Origin of the sequence: Nonomuraea terrae, assembly GCF_004348995.1 — a bacterium.
Lineage (GTDB): Bacteria > Actinomycetota > Actinomycetes > Streptosporangiales > Streptosporangiaceae > Nonomuraea > Nonomuraea terrae.
In genome coordinates this window covers 43,431-63,532 of record NZ_SMKQ01000019.1, presented here as the reverse complement: position 1 = coordinate 63,532, position 20,102 = coordinate 43,431, and the positions used below count along the sequence as shown (strand labels likewise).

The 20,102-nt window shown below is 71.8% G+C and carries 22 protein-coding genes; 10 read left to right on the top strand and 12 right to left on the bottom strand.

Features of this window, described 5'->3' with window-relative positions; translation table 11 throughout:
- Positions 1-51: 51 nt before the first annotated feature.
- The gene (locus E1286_RS10070) at positions 52-603 is read right to left on the bottom strand and encodes a TetR/AcrR family transcriptional regulator (protein WP_132610990.1); all 552 of its coding nucleotides are present in this window, start codon (positions 601-603) and stop codon (positions 52-54) included.
- 92 nt (positions 604-695) lie between these two features.
- On the opposite strand from E1286_RS10070, the gene E1286_RS10065 reads away from it, so the two are divergent.
- Entirely contained in the window at positions 696-1,436 is a 741-nt protein-coding gene (locus tag E1286_RS10065) for an SDR family oxidoreductase (RefSeq protein ID WP_132610988.1), read from the top strand.
- An 89-nt stretch (positions 1,437-1,525) separates the two neighbouring features.
- On the opposite strand, the gene E1286_RS10060 is transcribed toward E1286_RS10065, so the two are convergent.
- Together E1286_RS10060 and E1286_RS10055 are read right to left on the bottom strand one after the other, a co-directional pair.
- Positions 1,526-2,752, bottom strand: a complete 1,227-nt coding sequence (locus E1286_RS10060; RefSeq protein ID WP_132610986.1) for an HRDC domain-containing protein — start codon at positions 2,750-2,752, stop codon at positions 1,526-1,528.
- A gap of 45 nt (positions 2,753-2,797) precedes the next feature.
- A complete protein-coding gene (locus E1286_RS10055; protein ID WP_132610984.1) occupies positions 2,798-3,394 on the bottom strand; it encodes a DUF3000 domain-containing protein in 597 nt (198 codons plus the stop codon).
- Positions 3,395-4,087: 693 nt separating this feature from the next.
- Here E1286_RS10055 and hemE point away from each other — a divergent pair.
- Complete coding sequence (hemE, locus tag E1286_RS10045; RefSeq protein WP_223189788.1) at positions 4,088-5,080, top strand: uroporphyrinogen decarboxylase; 993 nt, start codon at positions 4,088-4,090, stop codon at positions 5,078-5,080.
- A gap of 10 nt (positions 5,081-5,090) precedes the next feature.
- Here hemE and E1286_RS10040 read toward each other — a convergent pair whose 3' ends face one another.
- Positions 5,091-6,017 (bottom strand): DUF4349 domain-containing protein, encoded by a 927-nt coding sequence (locus E1286_RS10040; protein WP_132610978.1) that lies wholly within the window; start codon positions 6,015-6,017, stop codon positions 5,091-5,093.
- A 107-nt stretch (positions 6,018-6,124) separates the two neighbouring features.
- Between E1286_RS10040 and hemG the strand changes: the two genes are divergently transcribed.
- The 3 genes from hemG to E1286_RS10025 all read left to right on the top strand — a co-directional run bounded on the left by hemG (position 6,125) and on the right by E1286_RS10025 (position 9,076).
- Positions 6,125-7,528 (top strand): protoporphyrinogen oxidase, encoded by a 1,404-nt coding sequence (gene hemG / locus E1286_RS10035; RefSeq protein ID WP_165969673.1) that lies wholly within the window; start codon positions 6,125-6,127, stop codon positions 7,526-7,528.
- 5 nt (positions 7,529-7,533) lie between these two features.
- On the top strand, positions 7,534-8,235 hold the full coding sequence (hemQ, locus tag E1286_RS10030) for a hydrogen peroxide-dependent heme synthase (protein ID WP_132610976.1): 702 nt from the start codon (positions 7,534-7,536) through the stop codon (positions 8,233-8,235).
- A gap of 238 nt (positions 8,236-8,473) precedes the next feature.
- A complete protein-coding gene (locus tag E1286_RS10025; RefSeq protein ID WP_132610974.1) occupies positions 8,474-9,076 on the top strand; it encodes a hypothetical protein in 603 nt (200 codons plus the stop codon).
- A 26-nt stretch (positions 9,077-9,102) separates the two neighbouring features.
- On the opposite strand, the gene msrB is transcribed toward E1286_RS10025, so the two are convergent.
- Positions 9,103-9,504 carry a peptide-methionine (R)-S-oxide reductase MsrB gene (gene msrB / locus E1286_RS10020; RefSeq protein WP_132610972.1) on the bottom strand — a complete coding sequence of 134 codons (402 nt, stop codon included), beginning with the start codon at positions 9,502-9,504 and terminating at the stop codon, positions 9,103-9,105.
- Positions 9,505-9,843: 339 nt separating this feature from the next.
- Between msrB and ligD the strand changes: the two genes are divergently transcribed.
- Positions 9,844-10,845 carry a non-homologous end-joining DNA ligase gene (gene ligD, locus E1286_RS10015; RefSeq protein WP_132610970.1) on the top strand — a complete coding sequence of 334 codons (1,002 nt, stop codon included), beginning with the start codon at positions 9,844-9,846 and terminating at the stop codon, positions 10,843-10,845.
- A gap of 31 nt (positions 10,846-10,876) precedes the next feature.
- Here the strand turns inward: ligD and E1286_RS10010 are convergent, their stop codons facing one another.
- Both E1286_RS10010 and E1286_RS10005 read right to left on the bottom strand, forming a co-directional pair.
- Positions 10,877-11,689: an MBL fold metallo-hydrolase gene (locus E1286_RS10010; RefSeq protein ID WP_132610968.1), complete on the bottom strand. Its 813-nt coding sequence runs from the start codon at positions 11,687-11,689 to the stop codon at positions 10,877-10,879.
- 5 nt (positions 11,690-11,694) lie between these two features.
- Positions 11,695-11,892 (bottom strand): hypothetical protein, encoded by a 198-nt coding sequence (locus E1286_RS10005; RefSeq protein WP_132610966.1) that lies wholly within the window; start codon positions 11,890-11,892, stop codon positions 11,695-11,697.
- A 351-nt stretch (positions 11,893-12,243) separates the two neighbouring features.
- On the opposite strand from E1286_RS10005, the gene E1286_RS10000 reads away from it, so the two are divergent.
- Positions 12,244-13,068, top strand: coding sequence for an alpha/beta fold hydrolase (locus tag E1286_RS10000; protein ID WP_223189784.1), 825 nt, complete (start codon positions 12,244-12,246; stop codon positions 13,066-13,068).
- Here E1286_RS10000 and E1286_RS09995 read toward each other — a convergent pair.
- Positions 13,034-13,909: a tetratricopeptide repeat protein gene (locus E1286_RS09995; RefSeq protein WP_165969672.1), complete on the bottom strand. Its 876-nt coding sequence runs from the start codon at positions 13,907-13,909 to the stop codon at positions 13,034-13,036. The genes E1286_RS10000 and E1286_RS09995 overlap by 35 nt on opposite strands.
- 216 nt (positions 13,910-14,125) lie before the next feature.
- On the opposite strand from E1286_RS09995, the gene E1286_RS09990 reads away from it, so the two are divergent.
- Positions 14,126-15,205, top strand: coding sequence for a class I SAM-dependent methyltransferase (locus E1286_RS09990; protein ID WP_132610960.1), 1,080 nt, complete (start codon positions 14,126-14,128; stop codon positions 15,203-15,205).
- A gap of 46 nt (positions 15,206-15,251) precedes the next feature.
- On the opposite strand, the gene E1286_RS09985 is transcribed toward E1286_RS09990, so the two are convergent.
- Complete coding sequence (locus tag E1286_RS09985) at positions 15,252-16,175, bottom strand: U32 family peptidase (protein ID WP_223189782.1); 924 nt, start codon at positions 16,173-16,175, stop codon at positions 15,252-15,254.
- A 73-nt stretch (positions 16,176-16,248) separates the two neighbouring features.
- Here E1286_RS09985 and E1286_RS09980 point away from each other — a divergent pair, with 73 nt between their 5' ends.
- Positions 16,249-17,019, top strand: coding sequence for an enoyl-CoA hydratase/isomerase family protein (locus E1286_RS09980; RefSeq protein WP_132610958.1), 771 nt, complete (start codon positions 16,249-16,251; stop codon positions 17,017-17,019).
- Between the two features lie 20 nt (positions 17,020-17,039).
- Positions 17,040-17,747, top strand: coding sequence for a peptidoglycan editing factor PgeF (pgeF, locus tag E1286_RS09975; RefSeq protein WP_132610956.1), 708 nt, complete (start codon positions 17,040-17,042; stop codon positions 17,745-17,747).
- On the opposite strand, the gene E1286_RS09970 is transcribed toward pgeF, so the two are convergent.
- From E1286_RS09970 to E1286_RS09960, 3 genes are read right to left on the bottom strand one after another with little or no spacing between them, the layout of a single operon-like run.
- Positions 17,744-18,088: a hypothetical protein gene (locus E1286_RS09970; RefSeq protein ID WP_132610954.1), complete on the bottom strand. Its 345-nt coding sequence runs from the start codon at positions 18,086-18,088 to the stop codon at positions 17,744-17,746. The genes pgeF and E1286_RS09970 overlap by 4 nt on opposite strands.
- A 26-nt stretch (positions 18,089-18,114) precedes the next feature.
- Positions 18,115-19,311: an ATP-dependent DNA ligase gene (locus E1286_RS09965; RefSeq protein WP_246074662.1), complete on the bottom strand. Its 1,197-nt coding sequence runs from the start codon at positions 19,309-19,311 to the stop codon at positions 18,115-18,117.
- Positions 19,286-20,029: a pyrimidine reductase family protein gene (locus E1286_RS09960; protein WP_132610952.1), complete on the bottom strand. Its 744-nt coding sequence runs from the start codon at positions 20,027-20,029 to the stop codon at positions 19,286-19,288. Before E1286_RS09960 ends, E1286_RS09965 begins: the two co-directional genes overlap by 26 nt.
- Positions 20,030-20,102: the final 73 nt, after the last annotated feature.

The following is a 20,102-nucleotide window of genomic DNA, read 5'->3' as shown; positions in this document are numbered from 1 at the left end:
CGGCCGCCGCCTCAGGCGCGCTCCCGGTCCGGGGTCTCAGGGAGTCCGCGGCTACGGGCGGCGGCGCAGCCCGTCGAGGACGATGCGGAGCAGGTGCCGGGCCTTGGCGTCCCACTCATCCTCCTCAACACGTGTCAGGCAGCCGATGAGGAGGATGACGTCGCGGGCGTCGACGTCCGATCGGATGGTCCCGTCGGCCTTTCCGGCCTCCAGCAGCGTGGTCAGCGCGTCGCCGATCGGCCCGAGGCTGTGCGCGGCGAGGTCCTGCCACACCGCTGCTTCGACGGCGGCGAACACTCCGCGCTTGACCTGCGCGTAGTCGGCCACCCGGTCGAACCAGCGAGCCAGCGCGGTGACCGGCTGGTGCTCGGCGAGCAGCGCCGGGGCCGCCGCCACGAGCTCCTCGACGTCCTCCCGGTAGACCTCGGCGAGCAGATCCTCACGGGTCGGGAAGTGGCGGTAGAGGGTGCCCTGGCCGACCCCCGCCTCCTTGGCGATCGCATTGAGCTTGATCTCGTCCGCGTTCGCGATGACGGCTCGCGCGGCCTGGATGATCCGTGCGCGGTTGCCGGCGGCGTCGGCCCGGCGGTGGCGTGGCTCCATCGTTCCCCTGTTGCTCGGCGATCAAAGCGGACATGTGTCCGGTAAGCTGCTCCATCATGCGGACACGTGTCCACTTTAACGAAGGGATCCCCATGACAGCCATCGACGGAAAGGTCGTCGCCATCACCGGCGCGAGCAGCGGCATCGGCGAAGCCACCGCGCGCCTGCTCGCCGAGTACGGCGCGGCCGTCGTCCTCGGTGCCCGACGGACACAACGCCTCGACGAGCTCGTCCAGGACATCCGCGACCGCGGCGGACGCGCCATCGGCTGTGTCACGGACGTCCTGCGGCAGGAGGACCTCGAACGACTCGTCGGCGGGGCCGTGGCGGAGTTCGGCCGGCTCGACGTGCTGGTGGGCAACGCGGGCATCGCCAAGATCGGGCCCGTGGCGGACCTCGACGTCGACGGCTGGTCGGCCATGATCGACGTCAATCTCCGCGGTGTGCTCAACGGCATCGCCGCCGCCCTGCCGGTGTTCCGCCGGCAGGGCCACGGCCACCTGGTGACCACGGTGTCGACGGCCGGCCTGACGATCACCCCCACGATGGCGGTCTACGCCGCGACCAAGAACGCCGTCCGTACGCTGCTGGAGGGCCTGCGGCAGGAGTCGACCGACGGCGTGCTGCGCACGACGGCCGTGTCGCCGGGCTTCGTCCGCACCGAACTCGCCGACTCGATCGACAACACACAAGTCCGCGAGCAGATCCTCCACAACATGGGACAGATCGGCATCGCGCCGGAAGCCGTCGCCCGCGCCATCGCCTTCGCCGTCGAACAACCCCTGGACGTCGAGATCGGCGACATCACCATCCGTCCGACCGTCCAAGGGTGACCGCCGTGCCGCCATTCCAGGCCGTCACGCGCGGACGCGGGGAGCCCGCTCTTGCGGGCGTCCACGTCAGAGCGGGAGGGACGACGGCGTCAGAGCTCGCTGCGCGTCTCCAGCCTGGCCAGGGCCTTGGCGATGGGCTGGGCGGTGAGCGTGCGCTGCCACTCGCGGGCGCCGAGCTCGCGCAGCCTGGCGGCCACGCTCTCGTCGGTGATCTCCGCGGGCGGCTCCCATGTCAGCCGGCGCACGGCGTCGGGCTGCAGGAGGTTCTCGGTGGGCATGTGGTGCTGCTCGGCCAGCGCGGAGATCACGGCCCGGGCGGCGGCCAGGCGCTTGGCGGCGGCCGGGTCGCGGTCGGCCCAGCGGTTGGGCGGCGGCGGCCCGTCGCCCGCCGTGCTGGGCAGCGGCAGCTGGCTGTCGGGCAGCGCTCGCGCCCGCGCCACCGCGGCGAGCCACTCGCTCATGTGCCTGCGCGCACTTCTCCCGGTGAATGCCGAAATTTCGGTCAATGCCTTTTTCGTGCGAGGCCCTTCCAGCGCGGCCGTGACGATCGCAGCGTCGGGCAGGACCCGCCCGGGCGCGAGATCGGCCTCACGTGCGATCCGGTCGCGCATCGTCCACAACTCGCGCACGATGGCCAGCGCGCGTACGTTGCGCACCTTGTGGATGCCCGACGTGCGCCGCCACGGGTCGGAACGCGGCGCCGGCGGCGGGGTGTTCAGCACGGCGGCGAACTCCTCGCGCGCCCACTCCAGCTTCCCGCTCTCCTCCAACTGCTGGTGGAGCACGTCGCGGAGCTCGACCAGCACCTCCACGTCGAGCGCCGCGTAGCGCAGCCAGTCTTCCGGCAGCGGCCTGGTGGACCAGTCGGCCGCCGAATGGCCCTTCTCCAGCCGCAGGCCGAGCACGGTCTCGACCATCGTGCCGAGCCCCACGCGCTCGTAGCCGAGCAGCCGGCCGGCCAGCTCGGTGTCGAACATGCGGCGAGGCCTGAACCCCACCTCCAGCAGGCACGGCAGGTCCTGCGAGGCGGCGTGCAGCACGATCTCGGCGTCGGCCACCGCCCGGTCGAGCGCCGACAGGTCCGGGCAGGCGATCGGGTCGACCAACGCGGTGCCGGCACCGCCCCGGCGCAGCTGGACGAGGTAGGCGCGGTTGCCGTAGCGGTAGCCGGAGGCGCGCTCGGCGTCGACCGCCACGGGCCCGTCGCCCGCGGCGAACCGCTCCACGACCTCGGCCAGGGCGTCGGCGTCGGAGACGACCGGAGGGATGCCTTCGCGCGGCTCGAGCAGCGGCTCCACTGTGCGTTCTTCTGTCATGAGCTCACCGGCCTCATGACGCTGGTGCTGTCTTGACTGGTGCCCTCACTTCGTTCGGTCACTCTCCGGATCATCACGTCGGCGTGGCAGGGCGGCCACGTCGGGCGGGAGCGGCGGTATGCCCGCGGCCAGGCACATGAGGTCGCACCAGGCGGCGACATGCCCCGACAGGTCCTCCTGGGCGGGTGACCACGACGCCCGCAGCTCGAGCTCGGTCGTGACCGGGTCGTCGGCCTTGTTGCCGAAGCCCTCGGACACGGCTCTTGTCACCGTACCGCCAGCGGCGGAGTAGTCGGCTTGGTGGGCGTCGAGAGCATCGGTCAGCCAGCTCCAGGCGACCGGCCCCAGCAGGGGATCGGAGGTGATCTCGGGCTCCATGTCGGCCCTGACGTAGGCCACCAGCCGGAACGGGCCTTCCCACCCGCGCTGGCCGTCGGGGTCGTAGAGCAGGATCAGCCGGCCGACCGCGAGCTCGTCGTCGTCGCGGTAGACCGAGGCGCCGATGGCGGCCGAATAGGGGGCCAGCCGCTGCGGCGCGGGCAGGTCTTCCAGCTCGATCTCCGGCCTGACCTCGGACGACCGCAGGCTCTCGGCCGCACGGGTGAACGCGGCGGGAGGCGGCGGCTGGTCACCGAGTGTCATAGCCGAAGCGTAGGTCGAGGTGGGACGGAAGGGGACCACGGGGGTGCTCATCCTTGGTGATCAAGCCGCAGCCGTAACCAGCTGGCGAACAGGAAGGGTGGACTCGGCGGTGCCGAGCATGATCGCGTGGCCGCAGTCGGCGCAGGCCCATTCGGGGCACTCGCCCGGCTCGTGCCCGTCGGCGCAGGGAGGTTGCTCGAACGGCCGCTCACCGGCGCAGGACGGGCAGTGCCCACCGCGGCGCTCTGGAGAACTCCACAACGCGGTCATCGCACGAGTCATCGAACCGGGGCCTTTCGTCGGGTCGTGGCTCCGACGTTGGCACGAGCCGCTGACAATTCCCCGCAACGCGCTCGGCGTGTCCCGAAAGTGGTCGCTGAATCGGTGCCGCGCGGTGGCTTGGGAAACTTTTGGCCCAGTCGAGACCGGCTCTCTGCGCGGGCATGGGGTGTGTTCGACCCGTGCGCGATGCCGACACCGAGCAGACCGGTAAACCTTCATCTGGCTATCTGATCATGATTTGGGGTGTCCAATGCATCTTTTTCCGACACCTCGCATCCTCGCGTCCGCATTCGCCGCCTCTCCCACCTGGACGGACGCCGGCGACCGGGCCCCGGACGGGCGCGATCCGGGGGTGGAACCGGTGCCCGCCCGTGGCACCCTTGTGGGGTGAACCTCGCCGACTCCGTCTTCCTGCGTGCCTGCCGCCGCCAGGCCGTCCCGTACACCCCTGTCTGGTACATGCGCCAGGCCGGGCGGTCGCTGCCGGAATACCTGAAGGTCCGCGAGGGCGTGCCGATGCTCACCGCGTGCTCGACGCCCGACCTGATCGTCGAGATCACCATGCAGCCCGTACGCCGCTACGGAGTCGACGCGGCCATCTTCTTCAGCGACATCGTCGTGCCGCTCAAGGCCATCGGCATCGACCTCGACATCAAGCCGGGCGTGGGCCCCGTCGTGGCCGAGCCCATCCGCGACGCCAAGGGGCTCGACGCGCTGCGTCCCCTGGATCCCGGCGACGTGCCGTACGTCACCGAGGCGATCCAGGCGCTGACCGGCGAGCTGGGCGGCACGCCGCTGATCGGCTTCGCCGGCGCGCCGTTCACGCTCGGCTCCTACCTCATCGAGGGCGGCCCGTCGAAGAACCACGACCGCACCAAGGCCATGATGTACGGCGAGCCGGAGCTGTGGCACGCGCTGATGGAGCGGCTGACCGACATCGTGCTGGAGCACCTGCGCATCCAGATCGCGGCGGGCGCCTCGGCCGTGCAGCTCTTCGACTCCTGGGTGGGGGCGGTGGCGCCCGACGACTACCGCGAGTTCATCCTGCCCCACACCCGGCGCATCTTCGAGGGCGTCGCCGGCGTGCCCCGCATCCACTTCGGCGTCGGCACCGGCGAGCTGCTCGGCGTGCTGGGCGAGGCCGGGGCCGACGTGGTGGGCGTCGACTGGCGGGTCCCGCTCGACGAGGCGGCCCGCCGCGTCGGCCCGGGCAGGGCGCTGCAGGGCAACCTCGACCCCGCGATCCTGCTGGCGCCGTGGGAGGTCGTGGAGCGCAAGGCCCGTGAGGTGCTGCGCCGCGGCCGGGCCGCCGAGGGCCACGTGTTCAACCTCGGCCACGGCGTGCTCCCCGCCACCGACCCCGACCAGCTCAAGCGCCTGACCGACCTCGTCCACGAGTTCTGAGCCCCGCCGGTCAGGTGGTCTCCGGATCCGGCGCGGGGGAGGGCGGCGGCGTGTGGCGCCGGCCGCGGCGTACGAGATGGACGACCAGGGCGACCGGCGGGAGCAGGACGGCCAGCCACGGCACGAGAGCGCCGAGCACGGTGAGCGCCGTCTTGGTGACCGCGACCAGGGCCCGCCAGCCGGCCTTCAGCCCGCCGAGGAAGCCCGCCGGCTCCTCCGCCGGGTCCTCCACCACGGCGACCGGCCCCACCAGCCGCAGCGTCAGCGTGGCCATCGAGACCTGCGCGGCCAGCTCCTTCTGCTGAGCCTGCAGCGACTCCAGGTCGGCCTCCCGGGCGGAGATCTCCCGCTCGACGTCCAGCACCTGCCCGATCGTGTCGGCCCGCTTCAGCAGCTCGCGCAGCGACTCCAGCGACTCCCGCGCCGACGCCAGCCGGCTCTCGACGTCGGCCACCTGCAGGGTGACGTCCTGGGTGGCCTGCTGCAGCGACAGCTGCCTGCCGAGCTCCTTGCCCAGACGGCCGAGCACCTCCGGGTACTTCGCCGGTGGGATCTTGAACTCCAGCAGCGCCGTGTCCTCGGTGCCGCCGGAGGAGTCGCTCTCCTCCTTGCCGAGGTATCCGCCCGCCTCGGTGACGATCTGCTTGGCCTGCTGCGCGGCCGTGGCGACCTGCCGGGCGCGCACGGTCATGCTGCCGGTGTAGATCACCTGGCGCTCCTGCCGGGTGACCGTCACGTCGGAGACGCTGCCGTCCGTACCGGACTCCTGCCGCCGCGGCGTGCGGTCGCTCTCCTCGGCGCGGCCGGTGGCGGGGGCGTCGGCCTGGGCGGGCGCCGCCTCGCCCGCGAGGCTCTGCATGGTCGCGCCGCCGCCGCCGCAACCGGCCAGGAACAGCGCCAGGCAGGGGATCGCGATGCCGTACCGGATTCTCGTCATGCCCTTACGACGGCTGCCGGTTCGGGGTGGTTTGACGGAGGCGATCACGGTACGGTCACGCGCCCCGCGCGGCCGGGCGCCCCTCTGAGACGGTAGCGTCAGGAGACGTGGAACGGAATCGAGCCCACGTGGTCGTGGTCGGCGGAGGGATCTCCGGTCTCGCCGCCGCGTGGTATCTCCGTCAGGGCGCGGGCGAGCGGGTCAAGGTGACCGTGCTCGAAGGGTCACCGCGGATCGGCGGCAAGCTGTACGCCTCGGAGGTCGCCGGGGTGAGCGTGGACGCGGGCGCCGAGGCCATGCTGGCCCGCCGCCCCGAGGGCAGAGACCTGGCCAGGGCCGTGGGGCTCGGCGACGACCTGGTCTTCCCCGGCACCACGCGCTCGGCCGTCTACAGCCGGGGCGCCCTGCACCACCTGCCGAAGGGCCAGGTCATGGGCGTGCCGTCCGACCTCGCCGAGCTGGCGAAGTCGGGCATCATCTCGCCCGGCGGGCTGCTGCGCGTGCCGCTCGACCAGATCCTGCCGGCCACCCTGGTCCGCACCGACGTGTCCGTGGCCGCCTACATCCGGGCGCGCATGGGCGGCGAGGTCGTCGACCGGCTGGTCGAGCCGCTGCTCGGCGGCGTCTACGCCGGCCGCGCCGAGCTGCTGTCGCTGGAGGCCACGATGCCGCGCGTGGCGGCGGTGGCGCGTTCCGAGCGTTCGCTGCTCAGCGCGGCCCGCCGGCTCGCCGAGGAGACCCCGAAAGACGCCGGCCCCGTCTTCACCACGCTCAGGAACGGCGTCGGCGGCCTGCCCGAGGCGGTCGCCAAGGCGTCCGGCGCCGACGTCCGCACCGGCGTCACCGTACGCGAGCTGCGCCGCACCGACTCAGGATGGCGGCTGGTCGCCGGGCCCGTGCCCAGGCCGGAGACGATCGAGGCCGACGCCGTCATCGTCGCCACGCCCGGCCCCGCCTCCAGCCGGCTGCTCAAGGCCGACGTGCCCAGAGCCGCCGCCGAGCTGGCCAGGATCCAGTACGCGAGCATGGCGGTCGTCACCCTGGCCTACCCCGTCGACGCCTTCCCCGAGCCGCCGGCCTCCAGCGGCTACCTCGTGCCGCCGGTGGAGCGGCGGCCGGTCAAGGCGGTCACGTTCAGCTCGGTGAAGTGGCCCCATCTGGCCAACGACCTGGTGATCCTGCGCTGCTCGATCGGCCGGCTGGGCGAGGAGCACCTGCTCCAGCGCGACGACACCGAGCTGGTGTCGCTGGCCACGGCCGAGATGGCCGACGTGATGGGCGCGCGCGGCCTGCCGCTCGACTCCCGGGTCACCCGCTGGGGCGGCGCGCTGCCGCAGTACAACGTCGGCCACCTCGACCGGGTGGCCAGGGTGCGCGCCGCGGTGGCGGTGCAGCCGGGCCTGGCGGTGTGCGGGGCGGCCTACGACGGCATCGGCATTCCGGCGTGCGTCGGCACGGCCCGTACGGCCGCGGCCCGGATTCTGGACCACCTCGACCTGCGAGGAGAATAGTCACCATGACAGAGGGCGCTCCGCGGCCGAAGGCCCGCGATCTCAACCAGGTGATCCGTTACACGATGTGGTCGGTCTTCCAGTCGACCGGGCCCTGCCCGGCCAACCGCGACGACCTGGCCGACGAGGTGCAGGAGCTGCTCGACCAGGCCGCCGGGAAAGATGTCGTGACCAGGGGGGTCTACGACGTGGCGGGGCTCCGGGCCGACGCCGACCTCATGTTCTGGTGGCACGCGCCGACGCCGGAGGACCTCCAGGACGTCTACTCGCGGTTCCGGCGCACCGAGCTGGGCCGCCACACCAGGCCCGTCTGGTCGGCGATGGCGCTGCACCGGCCCGCCGAGTTCAACAAGTCGCACATCCCGGCCTTCCTCGCCGAGGAGGAGCCGCGCGCCTATGTGAGCGTCTACCCGTTCGTGCGTTCCTACGAGTGGTATCTCCTCGAAGACTCCGAGCGCCGGGCGATGCTCGCGGAGCACGGCCGGATGGCGCGCGACTACCCCGACGTGCGGGCCAACACCGTCGCGTGCTTCTCGCTCAACGACTACGAGTGGATGCTGGCGTTCGAGGCCGACGAGCTGCACCGCATCGTCGACCTCATGCGTGCGCTGCGGGGCGCTCAGGCCCGCCGCCACACGCGCGTCGAGATCCCGTTCTACACCGGCGCCCGCAAGCCGGTCCGGGAGATCGTCGCCGCCCTGCCCTAGCCGGACGCCCGGGGCGGCGCGCAGCCGCCCCCCGCCTGCCGAGTCGGAAATCTCGCTGAATTGATCTACCCCGTTTGCCACAATCAGGGAATCGCCGGTCGACTGGCACGTTCCACGAGGGGGCGGGGTGACGGACTCCCGGAAGCGAGGACGCCACGCGGCGGGGCGTTCCCGGCGCGCGCGGCGCCGTACGGGCAGAGGCCTTTGGGCGGCGGGGGCGCTGGCCGGAGGGGCCGTGGTGCTGCTCGTCGTGAACGGCACGTCCGACGGCGACCGCACGCTCGGCGCGTCGCCGGCCGCCTCCGGATCCGCCGCGGGACCGGACGGCCCGCCTGGGCGCGTTCCCGCTGACGCGCACGGCGGCCGGGGCGGGTCGCCGGGGCCGTCCGAGCGTCCCGGGTCGCGGGCGCAGGCCCGGCCGCGCGAGGCCGGCAGGCCCGCGTCTCCTCCCTCCGCCACACCGGGAATGGTGGCCGGGGCGTCCGCTTCGCCGGGCGCCGACGGCGGTGGTGGTGGGTTCTCGCGGCACACCGACCCGCAGGCGGCCGAGTTCTTCCGTACGACCTGGGGCTCGCGGGACAAGGCGCTGAAACGCCTCAGAGATGTCCGTACGGTCGGCGGGTATTTACGGATTTATACGGATTTGCCGGATAATGCGGACAATTCCACCGCGGCGATCATGCTGTGTGAGCGCGGCCTGCACTACCTGCGCAGCCGCGGCGTGGCAGACCCGGTGGTGTTCGTGCACGCCAAAGCCGGTGGGAACGGCAACCCGGTGCTCGCCAACATCCTCGGACCCGCCGACCGCACCTGCCGTGTCACCCATCCCGACCCCGGCTGACCCGGGATCGGGACGCTCGCCACGCGTCAGGCCTTGGGCTCCAGGCGCAGCGAGATCGAGTTGATGCAGTAGCGATCATCGGTAGGCGTCGGGTAGCCCTCACCGTGGAAGACGTGCCCCAGGTGGGAGTCGCAGCGCGCGCAGCGCACCTCGGTGCGCACCATGCCCAGGCTGCGGTCCTCGATCAGCCGCACCGCGTCGGATTCGGACGGCTCGAAGAAGCTCGGCCATCCGCAGTGCGACTCGAACTTCGTGTCGGACCGGAACAGCTCCGCGCCGCAGGCACGGCACGAGTAGATGCCCTCGGTCTTGGTGTCGACGTATTCCCCCGTGAACGGGCGCTCGGTCCCGGCCTCCCTGAGGACGTGGTACTCCTCGGGCGACAGCTCGGCCCGCCACTCCGCCTCGCTCTTGACGACGTTCTCCATGCGTCCAGAGTACGAGATGGTGGCAAAAAGAGATCTCCGCAGGGTGAAGCATCCGTTCTGGGGCGAATTCGCGTCTTTGTAGGCAAGGGGGTGTCATCGCCTCCTGCAAGGGGTGAGATCGTCCGCCAAGATCCCGCCGAGCGGCGCAGCCCACGCCCGTGCTGGAGCCGCGGGGATCGTGAGGGGCCGGCCGGGTGGCGCGCCAGCGCCCGGAACGGCGGCGGACGGTCTGGTGGCTCGTCCCGTCGAGCCCTCGGTCCCGCCACCGCGGCGGCTCCGGGACGAGCCCACCCCGCCTAACCGGCCGAGTTGTCGGACCGGGGGAGTAGGTTCGAGGGCATGGCATCGCCGTACATCGAGCTCGAGGTGGGGGAGCGGACCGTCAAGGTCACCAATCCCGACAAGGTCTACTTCCCGGAGATCGGCGCGACAAAGCGCGAGCTGGTCGAATACTACGTGAGCGTCGGCGAGGGGGCACTGCGCGCCCTGCGGGACCGGCCGACCAACATCAAGCGCCATCCCGACGGCGTGCAGACCGAGGCCATCTACCAGAAGCGCATGCCGCCGCGGCACCCCGACTGGCTCCAGTCGGTGACCGTGACGTTCCCGAGCGGCCGCACGGCGCAGTCCCTGCGCGTCACCGAGATCGCCGCGATCGCCTACTGCGCCAACCTCGGCACCATCGACTTCCACCCCTGGCAGGTGCGCGCCGCCGACGTCGAGCACCCCGACGAGCTGCGCGTCGACCTCGACCCGCAGCCGGGCCTGGAGTTCGACGCCGCCCGCAAGGCCGCCTTCCTGACCAGGGAGGTGCTCGCCGAGCTCGGCATGACCGGCTACGTGAAGACGTCGGGCAACCGCGGCGTCCACATCGCCGTGCGCATCGAGCCGCGGTGGGATTTCGTCGACGTACGCCACGCCGGCATCGCCCTGGCCCGGGCCGTCGAGGCGCGCGATCCCGCCCTGGTGACCACGGCCTGGTGGAAGGAGGAGCGCGGCGACCGCGTCTTCATCGACTTCAACCAGAACGCCCGAGACCGCACGGTGGCCAGCGCCTACTCCGTCAGGGCCCGGCCGCACGCCCCCGTCTCGGCCCCGCTCACCTGGGACGAGCTGGCCGACGCCGACCCGCGCGACTTCGACATCCGCACCATGCCCGCCCGGTTCGCCGAGGTCGGCGACGTGCACGTGGCCATCGACGACCACGCCCACTCCATCGAGCCGCTCCTGCGGATGTACGCCGAGGACGAGCGCGGCGACATGCCGTACCCGCCCAACTATCCGAAGATGCCGGGCGAGCCGAAGCGGGTGCAGCCGAGCAAGGCCCGGTCCGACACCTGACGTCGGTCAGTGTCTGACGAGGCGGTGCGGGTCAGTGTCTGACGAGACGGTGCGGCGCGAGTTCGCGGGTCTCGCCCCGTTCCAGACAGACGACCCGGTCGGCCAGGCCGGCCTGCTCGATGTGCTGGCGGAAGTCGTCCAACGGTGAGCTGAAGACCGTGTAGTCGTCGTAGTGGATCGGCACGACCGCGTGCGGGTTCATCAGGTCCACCCATCCGGCGCCCTGCCGGCCGTCCATGGTGACGAGCAGCGAGCCGAGCAGCTTGGTGCCGCCCAGGTGCACGAGCGCCAGGTCGATGTCGGGGAAGCGGCGCGGGATCGAGTCCAGGCGGCGGTCGAGCAGCGTGTCGCCGCTGATCAGCATGCGCAGCTCCACCAGCCCCTCCTGACCGCAGAACTCCAGCATCGTGCCGATCACCGGCGGCAACAGCCCCGCGATCGGGCCGGGCGCGTGCTTGGCGGGCAGGGCGGTGATCGTCACCGTGCCGCCAGGGCCGCGCAGCTCGTGCTGCTGCCAGTTCTCCAGCCCGACGCTGCGCCGGAAGCCGCGCCTGCGCAGCTTGCCCGCCGCCGAGGTGGTGGTGATGACCGGCGTGTCCTTGTCGAGGCCCTTGCGCGCCACGCGGTCCCAGTGGTCACCGTGCAGGTGCGAGAGGACCACCGCGTCGATGACCGGCAGGTCCTCGATCTCCACCGCGGGGTCGTGCAGGCGGCGTGAGGTCAGGCCGTAGCCCAGGTACGCGCGTTGCCCCTGGTGCAGGAAGTTCGGATCCGTCAGCAGTGTGATGCCGCAATAGCGGATCAGCGTCGTCGCGTTCCCGATGAACTGCAGGCTTCCCTTCACGCTCTTCACCCCGGATGGTTCGGTCGCTGGGCCGGCGGCACGCCTCCACCCTTGCCTCCGCCCTTGCCGCCCTTGTCCGTGCCGTGCGGGTGGGCGGCGGCGCGCGTGGCGGCTCCCTTGGTCTCGCGGGCGGCGTCCGCGGATTTGGAGTCGGTGCTGGCCTTGCCGGACCTGCGAAGCTCTGGCTGTTGTGGATTGCTCATTCCTTTTGTCCCCCTTTGTCGTGATATCTCCCCTGCCACGATGCGCTACGGCCAAACCCGCCGGCAGGGCCGGAAAGACACGTGGCGGGACGGCTGCCGGCGTCGTTCCGCGATCGCGCTTGTGGCGAGCGGGCCGTCGCTCGCCTGCCGGCGGAAAGGGCTCGCTCGTGCTCGATGCTTCCGCTCGGACGGGAGCCTTCTGGGGGTCGGCGGATTGGGCGGGGAGACTCGCGGACAGGGGTTTGTGGCGCGGTTCTGTCGGGGGCGTTCTCTAGGGTCGCCAGGGACGGCGAGTGGGAGGCGGAGGTCCGGGTGCGAGAGTTCGAGTTGGCGCTTGGGGATGGGCGCAGCGTGCATGCCTACGATGCCGCTCCGGGTGATGACGGGCTGCCGGCGGTGCTCTGGCACCATGGGACGCCCAACGTCGGGGCGCCGCCGGAGCCGTTGGCGGACATGGCCTTGCAGCTCGGCCTGCGGTGGGTGGCCTATGACCGGCCTGGTTACGGCGCGTCCACGCGGTGGCCGGGGCGGAGGGTTGGATCCGCGGCGGTTCTGGGTGAGCGGGTCGCCGACGCGCTGGGGATCGGGCGTTTCGCCGTCATGGGGCACTCCGGTGGGGGTGCGCATGCCCTGGCCTGTGCCGCCCTGCTGCGTGAGCGGGTGACGGCCGCCGTCAGCGTGTCCGCGCCGGCGCCGTACGGGGCCGAGGGCCTCGACTGGTTCACGGGCATGTACGCCTCCGGCGCGGCCGGGTTCCGCGCCGCCCTGCGGGGACGGGCCGAGCTGGAGCGTCACCAGGCGGCGGCCGCGTACGACCCGGAGATGTTCACCCCCGAAGACCACGCCGCGCTGGAGGGAGACTGGTCCTGGTTCGGCGAGGTCGTGGCGGCCGCGCAGGCCGGCGGCCCCGGCGGGCAGATCGACGACGACCTGGCCTACGTCGCCCCGTGGGGCTGCGACCCCGCCGAGGTGACGGCCCCGGTGCTGATCATGCACGGCGACCAGGACAGGGTCGTGCCCAGCGCGCACGGCGGGTGGCTGGCCGGCCGCTGCCCGTCGGCCGAGCTCCGCCTCCTGCCCGGCGACGGCCACATCTCGGCCATGCGCGCGGCCCCGGCGGCCCTTGAGTGGCTGGCCGGGATCAGTCGCCGAACTGCAGATGCAGAGCCCGGGTGAAGTCGGAGACGGCCTCCTCGTGCCGGTCGAGCTCCTGCAGGATCTCGCCGCGCACCCGGTAGGCCCAGATGTACTCCGGGTCGAGCTCGGTCGCCTTGTCGAGGTCGGCCAGCGCGGCCTCGTTGTCGCCCAGCTCGCTCAGCACCGCGCCCCGGCTGCCGAGCGCGCGGTCGTTGCCCGGGTCGAGCTCCAGGGCCCGGTTCAGGTCCGCCAGTGCCTCCTCGTAGCGGTCGAGCATGCGCAGCGCCTCGCCCCGCCTGCTCAGCGCCCGCACGTGGTCCGGCTCGGCCTCCAGGGCTCTGGCGTAGTCGTCGACGGCCTCGGGATAGAGCTGCATCCGCTGGTAGAGGTCGCCGCGCGCCACCCACGAGTACGCCAGGCTCTCGTCCAGCGCGATGATCTTGGTGTGCGTCTCCAGGGCCTCGTCCAGCCGGTCGAGGTCGGCCAGCGCGTCGGCCTTGGCCTCCAGGATCCACAGCGAGTCGGGGGAGAGGGTGAGTGCGTGCTCGAAGTCGTCCATGGCCTCCTCCAGCCGGCCCATGGCCGCGTACGTCTGCCCGCGCGAGCCCAGGGCGTACGCGCTGTCCGGCTCCAGCTTCAGGGCCTCGTCGAAGTCCTCGAGCGCGGCGTCGTGCCGCCCGGTGACGCGGTGGCTCTCGCCGCGCAGCCGCCAGGCGCGGGCGTTGTCCGGCACCAGCGCGATCGACTCGGTCAGGTCCGCGATCGCCGCGTCGTGCCGGCCCAGCGCGATGTACGACTCTGCGCGGCTGCGCAGCACGGAGGCGCGGGAGTGGGCGGCCTCCTCGGACAGCTCGGGACGGTCCGTGATCCACTCGCTCATGACCGGTAAATCTATCCGACGGAATCGCCGACAAGAACAGCCTTTCGGCCAGGCGTTCACGGTCGGAGCCGGCGACCGAAACCAAGCATATGCTTGCTCAGATTTCTCGCCTACAGTCGGACAGATGGCGCGTACCGCAAACATCACGTAAAGTGCCCGAACAGTGACGCATAGTCGCAATAACGCAGGGGCACAACCGGTCGCAGGGTGGTGGCGATGGCATACAGATGGCTCGGCAGACTGGCGTACGGCTCCCGTTACGACCGTGTCCCGTGGGGACAGCGGGTGTACGTCCGGCCAGGGGAGCGGCTCATCCGTGAGGCGCAGTGGCAGCGGCTGATCCGGCGGGCGCCGGTGATGACGCTGGAGGAGTACAGGAGGCTGCGGGCGCTCGGCGAGATCGAGGAGTTCCTCAGTTGCATGATGTGCGGGGAGTCCCGGCAGCAGCCGCTCTTCGAGCCGACCGGCGGCACGGGCAAGGGCTGGCGCTACCACGTCGTCCGCTGCCCCTCCTGCGGCTTTCTCTACCGCAACCCGAACGTGCGGCCGGAACGCCTCGGCGACCTGTACGCCTCCGGCTACAGCAACTTCCTGAGCGGCAAGTACGCCGCCAACCGGCAGCGCCGCTACGACCTGACGATGAAGGCGTTCTCTCCGGTCTTCGACGAGGGCAAGGAACGCCGGCTGCTCGACTTCGGCTCCGGCGTCGGGCTCTTCCTGGAGCTGGCCGAGCGGCGCGGCTTCGACGCGTACGGCGTGGATCTGTCGCCCGAGTCGGTCGAGCAGGCCAACCAGCGGCTCAGCCGGGCGCGCACCTACTTCGGCGCGCCCGAGGACGTGCCCGAGATCGCCGCCGGCGGCTTCGACGTGATCACGCTCTGGTCGGTGCTCGCGCACCTGCCCAGGCCGCTGGAGGACTTCAGGAAGTTCAGGAGCCTGCTCGCGCCCGGCGGCGTGCTGCTCATCCTCACCGTGAACGCACAGTCGCTGCTGCTGAAGGCGTACGGGCCGAAGTGGAGCGGCTTCACCAAGAACCACCTGATGTTCTACTCCTCGAAGACCGTGCCCACGCTGCTGGCCCGTACCGGATTCGCGGGCGTCGCCTTCGCCCCCCACTACGGGGACACGATCGAGGCCGGCACCACCGCGCTGCACCCCGACCTGAGCAAGCGGCTGCGCCGCAACGTCGACCGCAGCGACGGCGGCAACATGATGCGCGTGCTCGCCTTCGCCGACGAGGAGGCGATCGGGCGCTGGGGCGGCGGCCCGCTCACGGTCCACCGCCTGCACGCCTAGAGACCTGCACGCCTGGAGACCCGCACGTCCGGAGAAGCCGGGACGTCTAGATCTCGGGAACCCCCGCGTCCGACGCCGGGGACGGCTTCCCCAGCCCTGGGTCGAGCTGCTCGATCAGGCGCTGCGCCAGCGCGGCCCGGCGCACCCGCTCGCGTCCGAGCTCCTGCGGCACCGCGCCGAGGTGACCGCCGGAGGGATAGATGTTGGGCGCGTTGCGCAGGCCCATCTTCAGGTAGACGGGAGCGGCGGCCCGGACGATCTCCGCCGCCTCGTAGAAGCGGACGAACCCGCCCTGGTCGTCGGGCACCTCCAGGTAGAGGTCGATCGGCAGCCCGGTCGCGGCCCGGATCTCCGCCAGGTGCGGGATCGTCAGGTCGGTGCCCACGTTCACCGTGGTCGCGCCGAGGCGTTCGTAGATCGCGGCCGTCGGGCCGTTCGTCAGCGGCATCAGCACCGACGTCTTCAGCACGAGACCGGCCGGCAGCGTGCCGTCCTCCTTCAGCGTGCGCAGCACCTCCAGCGCGCCGAGGTCGCCGACGAGCAGGCTGCGGATGCCGAGCGCGCAGGCCCGCAGCGCGTCGGCCACGCACGCCGCGACCATCGCGTTGCCCCGCGCCGCCGCGCCCACGGCCTGGGTGAGCTTGGCCTGGCCGCCGGTGTCCCAGGCGGCGCGCGGCCCCAGGAACAGGTTGACCTCGATGCCGCGCTCTGCCCCGATCCGCGCCATGCGCCGGATCTCGTCGTCGGTCAGCATCATCACGCCGCTGCCCTGCGAGGTGCGGGCGACCGGCACGCCGAGCCGGTCCGCCTCCGCCACCACGGCCTCCAGCACGGCGGGCCCCTCGACGCTGGGGATCTCGAACCGGTACGGCGCCCCGTCGGCGAAACGGTCGCCGGACTCGGCCGCGGCCCTGGCCACTGGGTGGCCGAGGCGCTCCATCAGGGCGTGCAGGTCGGCAAGGCTCGTCATCGGGTCCCTCCTCGTCGTCGCATGTGATCCACGCTAGGCCAGAACGGGCAGCATGGAAGGGAAAGGAGATCATGTGAGCGATTTACTCGTGACCGCCGACGGACCCGTGCTGCGGGTCGTGTTCAACCGGCCCGCCCGCCACAACGCCCTGACCTGGGTCATGTGGGACGGCCTGTACGACGCCTGCGAACGTGCCGACGCCGACCCCGGCATCCGGCTGCTCGCCCTGTCGGGCGCCGGGGAGCGGGCGTTCGTGTCGGGCACCGACATCTCCCAGTTCGCCGCGTTCACCGACGGCGCCGACGGCGTCGCCTACGAACGCCGCATCCAGCGCGTCGTCGACCGGCTCGAACGCGTCAGGGTGCCCACCCTGGCCGTCGTCCAGGGCTACTGCGTGGGCGCCGGCCTGATCCTGGCCGCCGCGTGCGACCTGCGGCTGGCCGTGCCGGAGGCCCGGTTCGGGGCGCCGATCGCGCGGACGCTCGGCAACTGCCTGTCGATGAACACGTACTCGCTGCTCGTGCACCACCTCGGCCCCGCGCGGACCCTCGACATGCTGCTGCGGGCCCGCCTCTACACGGGGGAGGAGGCGCACGCGGCCGGGTTCGCCGCCGAGCTGTGCGAGCCGGGCGACCTGCCCGCTCGCCAGGCCGAGGTGGAGGAGCGGCTGCTGTCGCACGCGCCGCTGTCGATGTGGGCGGCCAAGGAGGCCGTCAGACGGCTGCGGGTGGCCGGCCTGCCGGACGGCGACGACATCGTGGCCGAGGTCTTCGGCAGCGCCGACTTCCACGCGGCCGTGCCCGCGTTCCTGGCCAAGGAGAGGGTCGCCTGGCAGGGCCGCTGAGGTGTCCTAGGATCGGGGGCATGCAGCTGGCCCCCGGCGTCCACGTCGCCATCACCGATCGTCACGGAGGGGTCAGCGTCCCTCCGTACGGCTCTCGCAACCTCGGCGGCATGGTCGGCGACGACCCGGCCGCCGTGCGCGCCAACCGCGCGGGCGTGGCCGCCGAGCTGGGTGTGCGGGCCGTGGTGTTCATGCGCCAGGTCCACAGCGCCGAGGTCGCGTACGTGAGCGAGCCGTTCGGCGACGATCCGCCCCCGCTCGACGGGGTATTCACCACCGAGCCGAAGCTGGCCCTCGCCTCGCTCGGCGCCGACTGCCCCGCCGTGCTCGTGGCCGACCCGGTGGCGCGCATGGTCGGCGCCGCCCACTCCGGCCGCCCCGGCACGGAGGCGGGCATCGCGACGGTGCTGGTGGAGGCCATGGCGGCCAAGGACGCGCTGCCGGAGCGCATGGTCGCGCTGATCGGCCCGGGCGCGTGCGGCCGCTGCTACGAGGTGCCCGCCGACCTGCGCGGGCGGGTGGCCTCGAAGGTGCCGCAGACGTGGTCGACGACGTCGTGGGGCACGCCCGCGCTCGACCTGAGAGCCGGCATCGAGGCGCAGCTGCGCGCGGCGGGGCTGGCCGACGTGCGCCACGACGCGCGCTGCACGATCGAGTCGCAGGAGCTCTACTCCCACCGCCGCGAACAGCCCGGCGGACGCTTCGCCGGGATCGTCTGGCTCGCCTAATCGCGGCTCTTCGACCCGTTGAAGATCGCGTTGAGCACGAAGATGGCGACCCAGATGGGGATCAGCGCCGACATGTGCCCTTCGCCGAGGATGGTGAGCACGAGCGTGGAGACCGTGCCGAGCGAGAGCGAGACGATCGCCAGGGCCAGCCGCTGAGCATGGTTGGGACCGCCGGCCGCCGCCTTCCCTGCCTTGGGCGCGGCGGCCAGGCGTTCGTCCACCCGGCGGTCGATCTCCTGGCCCATCTTGTCGAGGAACGACTCCACGACGGCGTCCTCGAATTCGGGCCCGAGGTCGCGGCGGGCGGACACGGCAGCCCTGAGCTCATCACCAGTAGTCACATGTCGAGATATAACGCCATGGTGAGCTACCGGGCAAGGATGTCGTCAAGGTTGTAACTCACCGGACGCTCCAACTGCTCATACGTGCATGATTCGGGCGTGCGGTCGGGCCGCCACCGCCGGAACTGCGCCGTGTGCCGGAACCGGTCGCCCTCCATCTGGTCGTAGGCCACCTCCATCACCAGCTCCGGCCGCAGCGGGATGAACGACAGGTCCTTCTTGGCGTTCCACCGCGACACCGCGCCCGGCACCCGCTGCCCGCCCGTCGCCGGCCCGGCGGCCGGCTGACCGGCGGTGGCCGCCGCCTGCTCGGCCCAGTGGCCCCAGGGGTGCTCGCTCAGCTCCGCGAGGTACGGCTTGACCTCCTCGACCAGCTCGGCCCGGCGCTTCATCGGGAACGACGCCGCCACGCCCACGTGGTGCAGCCGCCCGTCGTCGCCGTAGAGGCCGAGCAGCAGTGAGCCCACGACCGGGCCCGACTTGTGCTCGCGGTAGCCGCAGACCACGACGTCGGCCGTGCGCTCGTGCTTGACCTTGAACATCGTGCGCTTGTCGGGGACGTACGGCTGGTCGCCCGGCTTGACGATGATGCCGTCGAGCCCCGCACCCTCGAACGCGTCGAACCACTCGGCCGCCTGCGCGTCGCTGGTCGTCACCGGGGTCAGCCGGATCGAGCCGCCCTTCTCCGGGAACAGGCCCTCCAGCCGCGCCCGCCGCTCGGCGAACGGCAGCTCCATCAGTGACTCGTCGCCCAGCGCCAGCAGGTCGAAGGCGACGAACTGCGCGGGTGTGCGCTCCGACAACATCGTCACCCGCGACTTGGCCGGGTGGATGCGCTGCTGCAGCGCGTCGAAGTCGAGCTGCGACCCCATGGGCAGCACGATCTCGCCGTCGACCACGCATTTGTCCGGCAGCTCGGCCCTGACCGCCTCGACCAGCTCGGGGAAGTAGCGCGTGAACGGGCGCTCCTTGCGGCTGCCGAGATAGACCTCGTCGCCGTCGCGGAACACGATGCAGCGGAAGCCGTCCCACTTGGGCTCGTAGAAGAGCGTGCCGTCCTGCTTGGGCATGGCCTTGACCGGCTTGGCCAGCATCGGCGGCACCGGCGGCCGCACCGGCAGGTTGGGCACCGGCTCCGGTTCTTCCTCCACGACCGGCACGTCCGCGGGCGGCATGTCGTCCGGTGTGGCGGCGTGCTCAGACTGCGTCATCGGCTCGGTCATCGCTGCGCTCCCTCGTGTACGTGCAGAAGAGGACCCCCTCCTCCTCCAGCACCTGGCTGAGATTCAGTGGCACCGTCGCGTGCTCGCCGTTCTGGATGCGCGCCGCGTCGCCTCCGACCAGCAACGGGCTGATCGACAGGCACAGCTCGTCGACCAGGTCGCAGGCCGACAACTGGGCGTTGAGGCGGGGCCCGCCCTCGCACAGCACCCTGGTCAGCCCGCGCTCGTGGAGCCCGGCGACGGCGAGCTTCATGTCGACGCACTCGTCACCGGCCACGATCAGGTCGGACCGCTCGGCCGCCAGCCTGCGCCGGTCGATCGGCGCGTGCTCGCAGGTGATGACGATCGTCCGGCTCGGGGCGTCGGTGAACAGCGGCCCGTCGAGGTCGAGCGCGAGGCTGCGGGAGATCACCGCGATGGGCGGCACCTCGGGCCGCCCCCGGCGGAGCTCGGCCCAGGACGCACGCGGCGGAACCGGGCCGTAGCCCTCCTTGCGCACGGTCGCACCGCCGGCGACCACCACGTCGGCCAGCCCGCGCAGGGTCTGGAAGATCCGCTTGTCGCCCTTGCTCGACAGCCCTCCCGAGCGCCCGTCGAGCCAGGCCGCGCCGTCGGCGCTGGCGACCATGTTGAGCCGCAGCCACGGCCGGTCGTCAGGGTAGGCGTACGCCTGCACGATGTCTGGGTTGTCCTGTATGTCGGGATAGATGCGCCGCACTCCTCTACCTTGGCACACGCCACCGACATCCCATCCGCCGGCAGATATCGCTTTTCCCTATCCCCGGACGTAC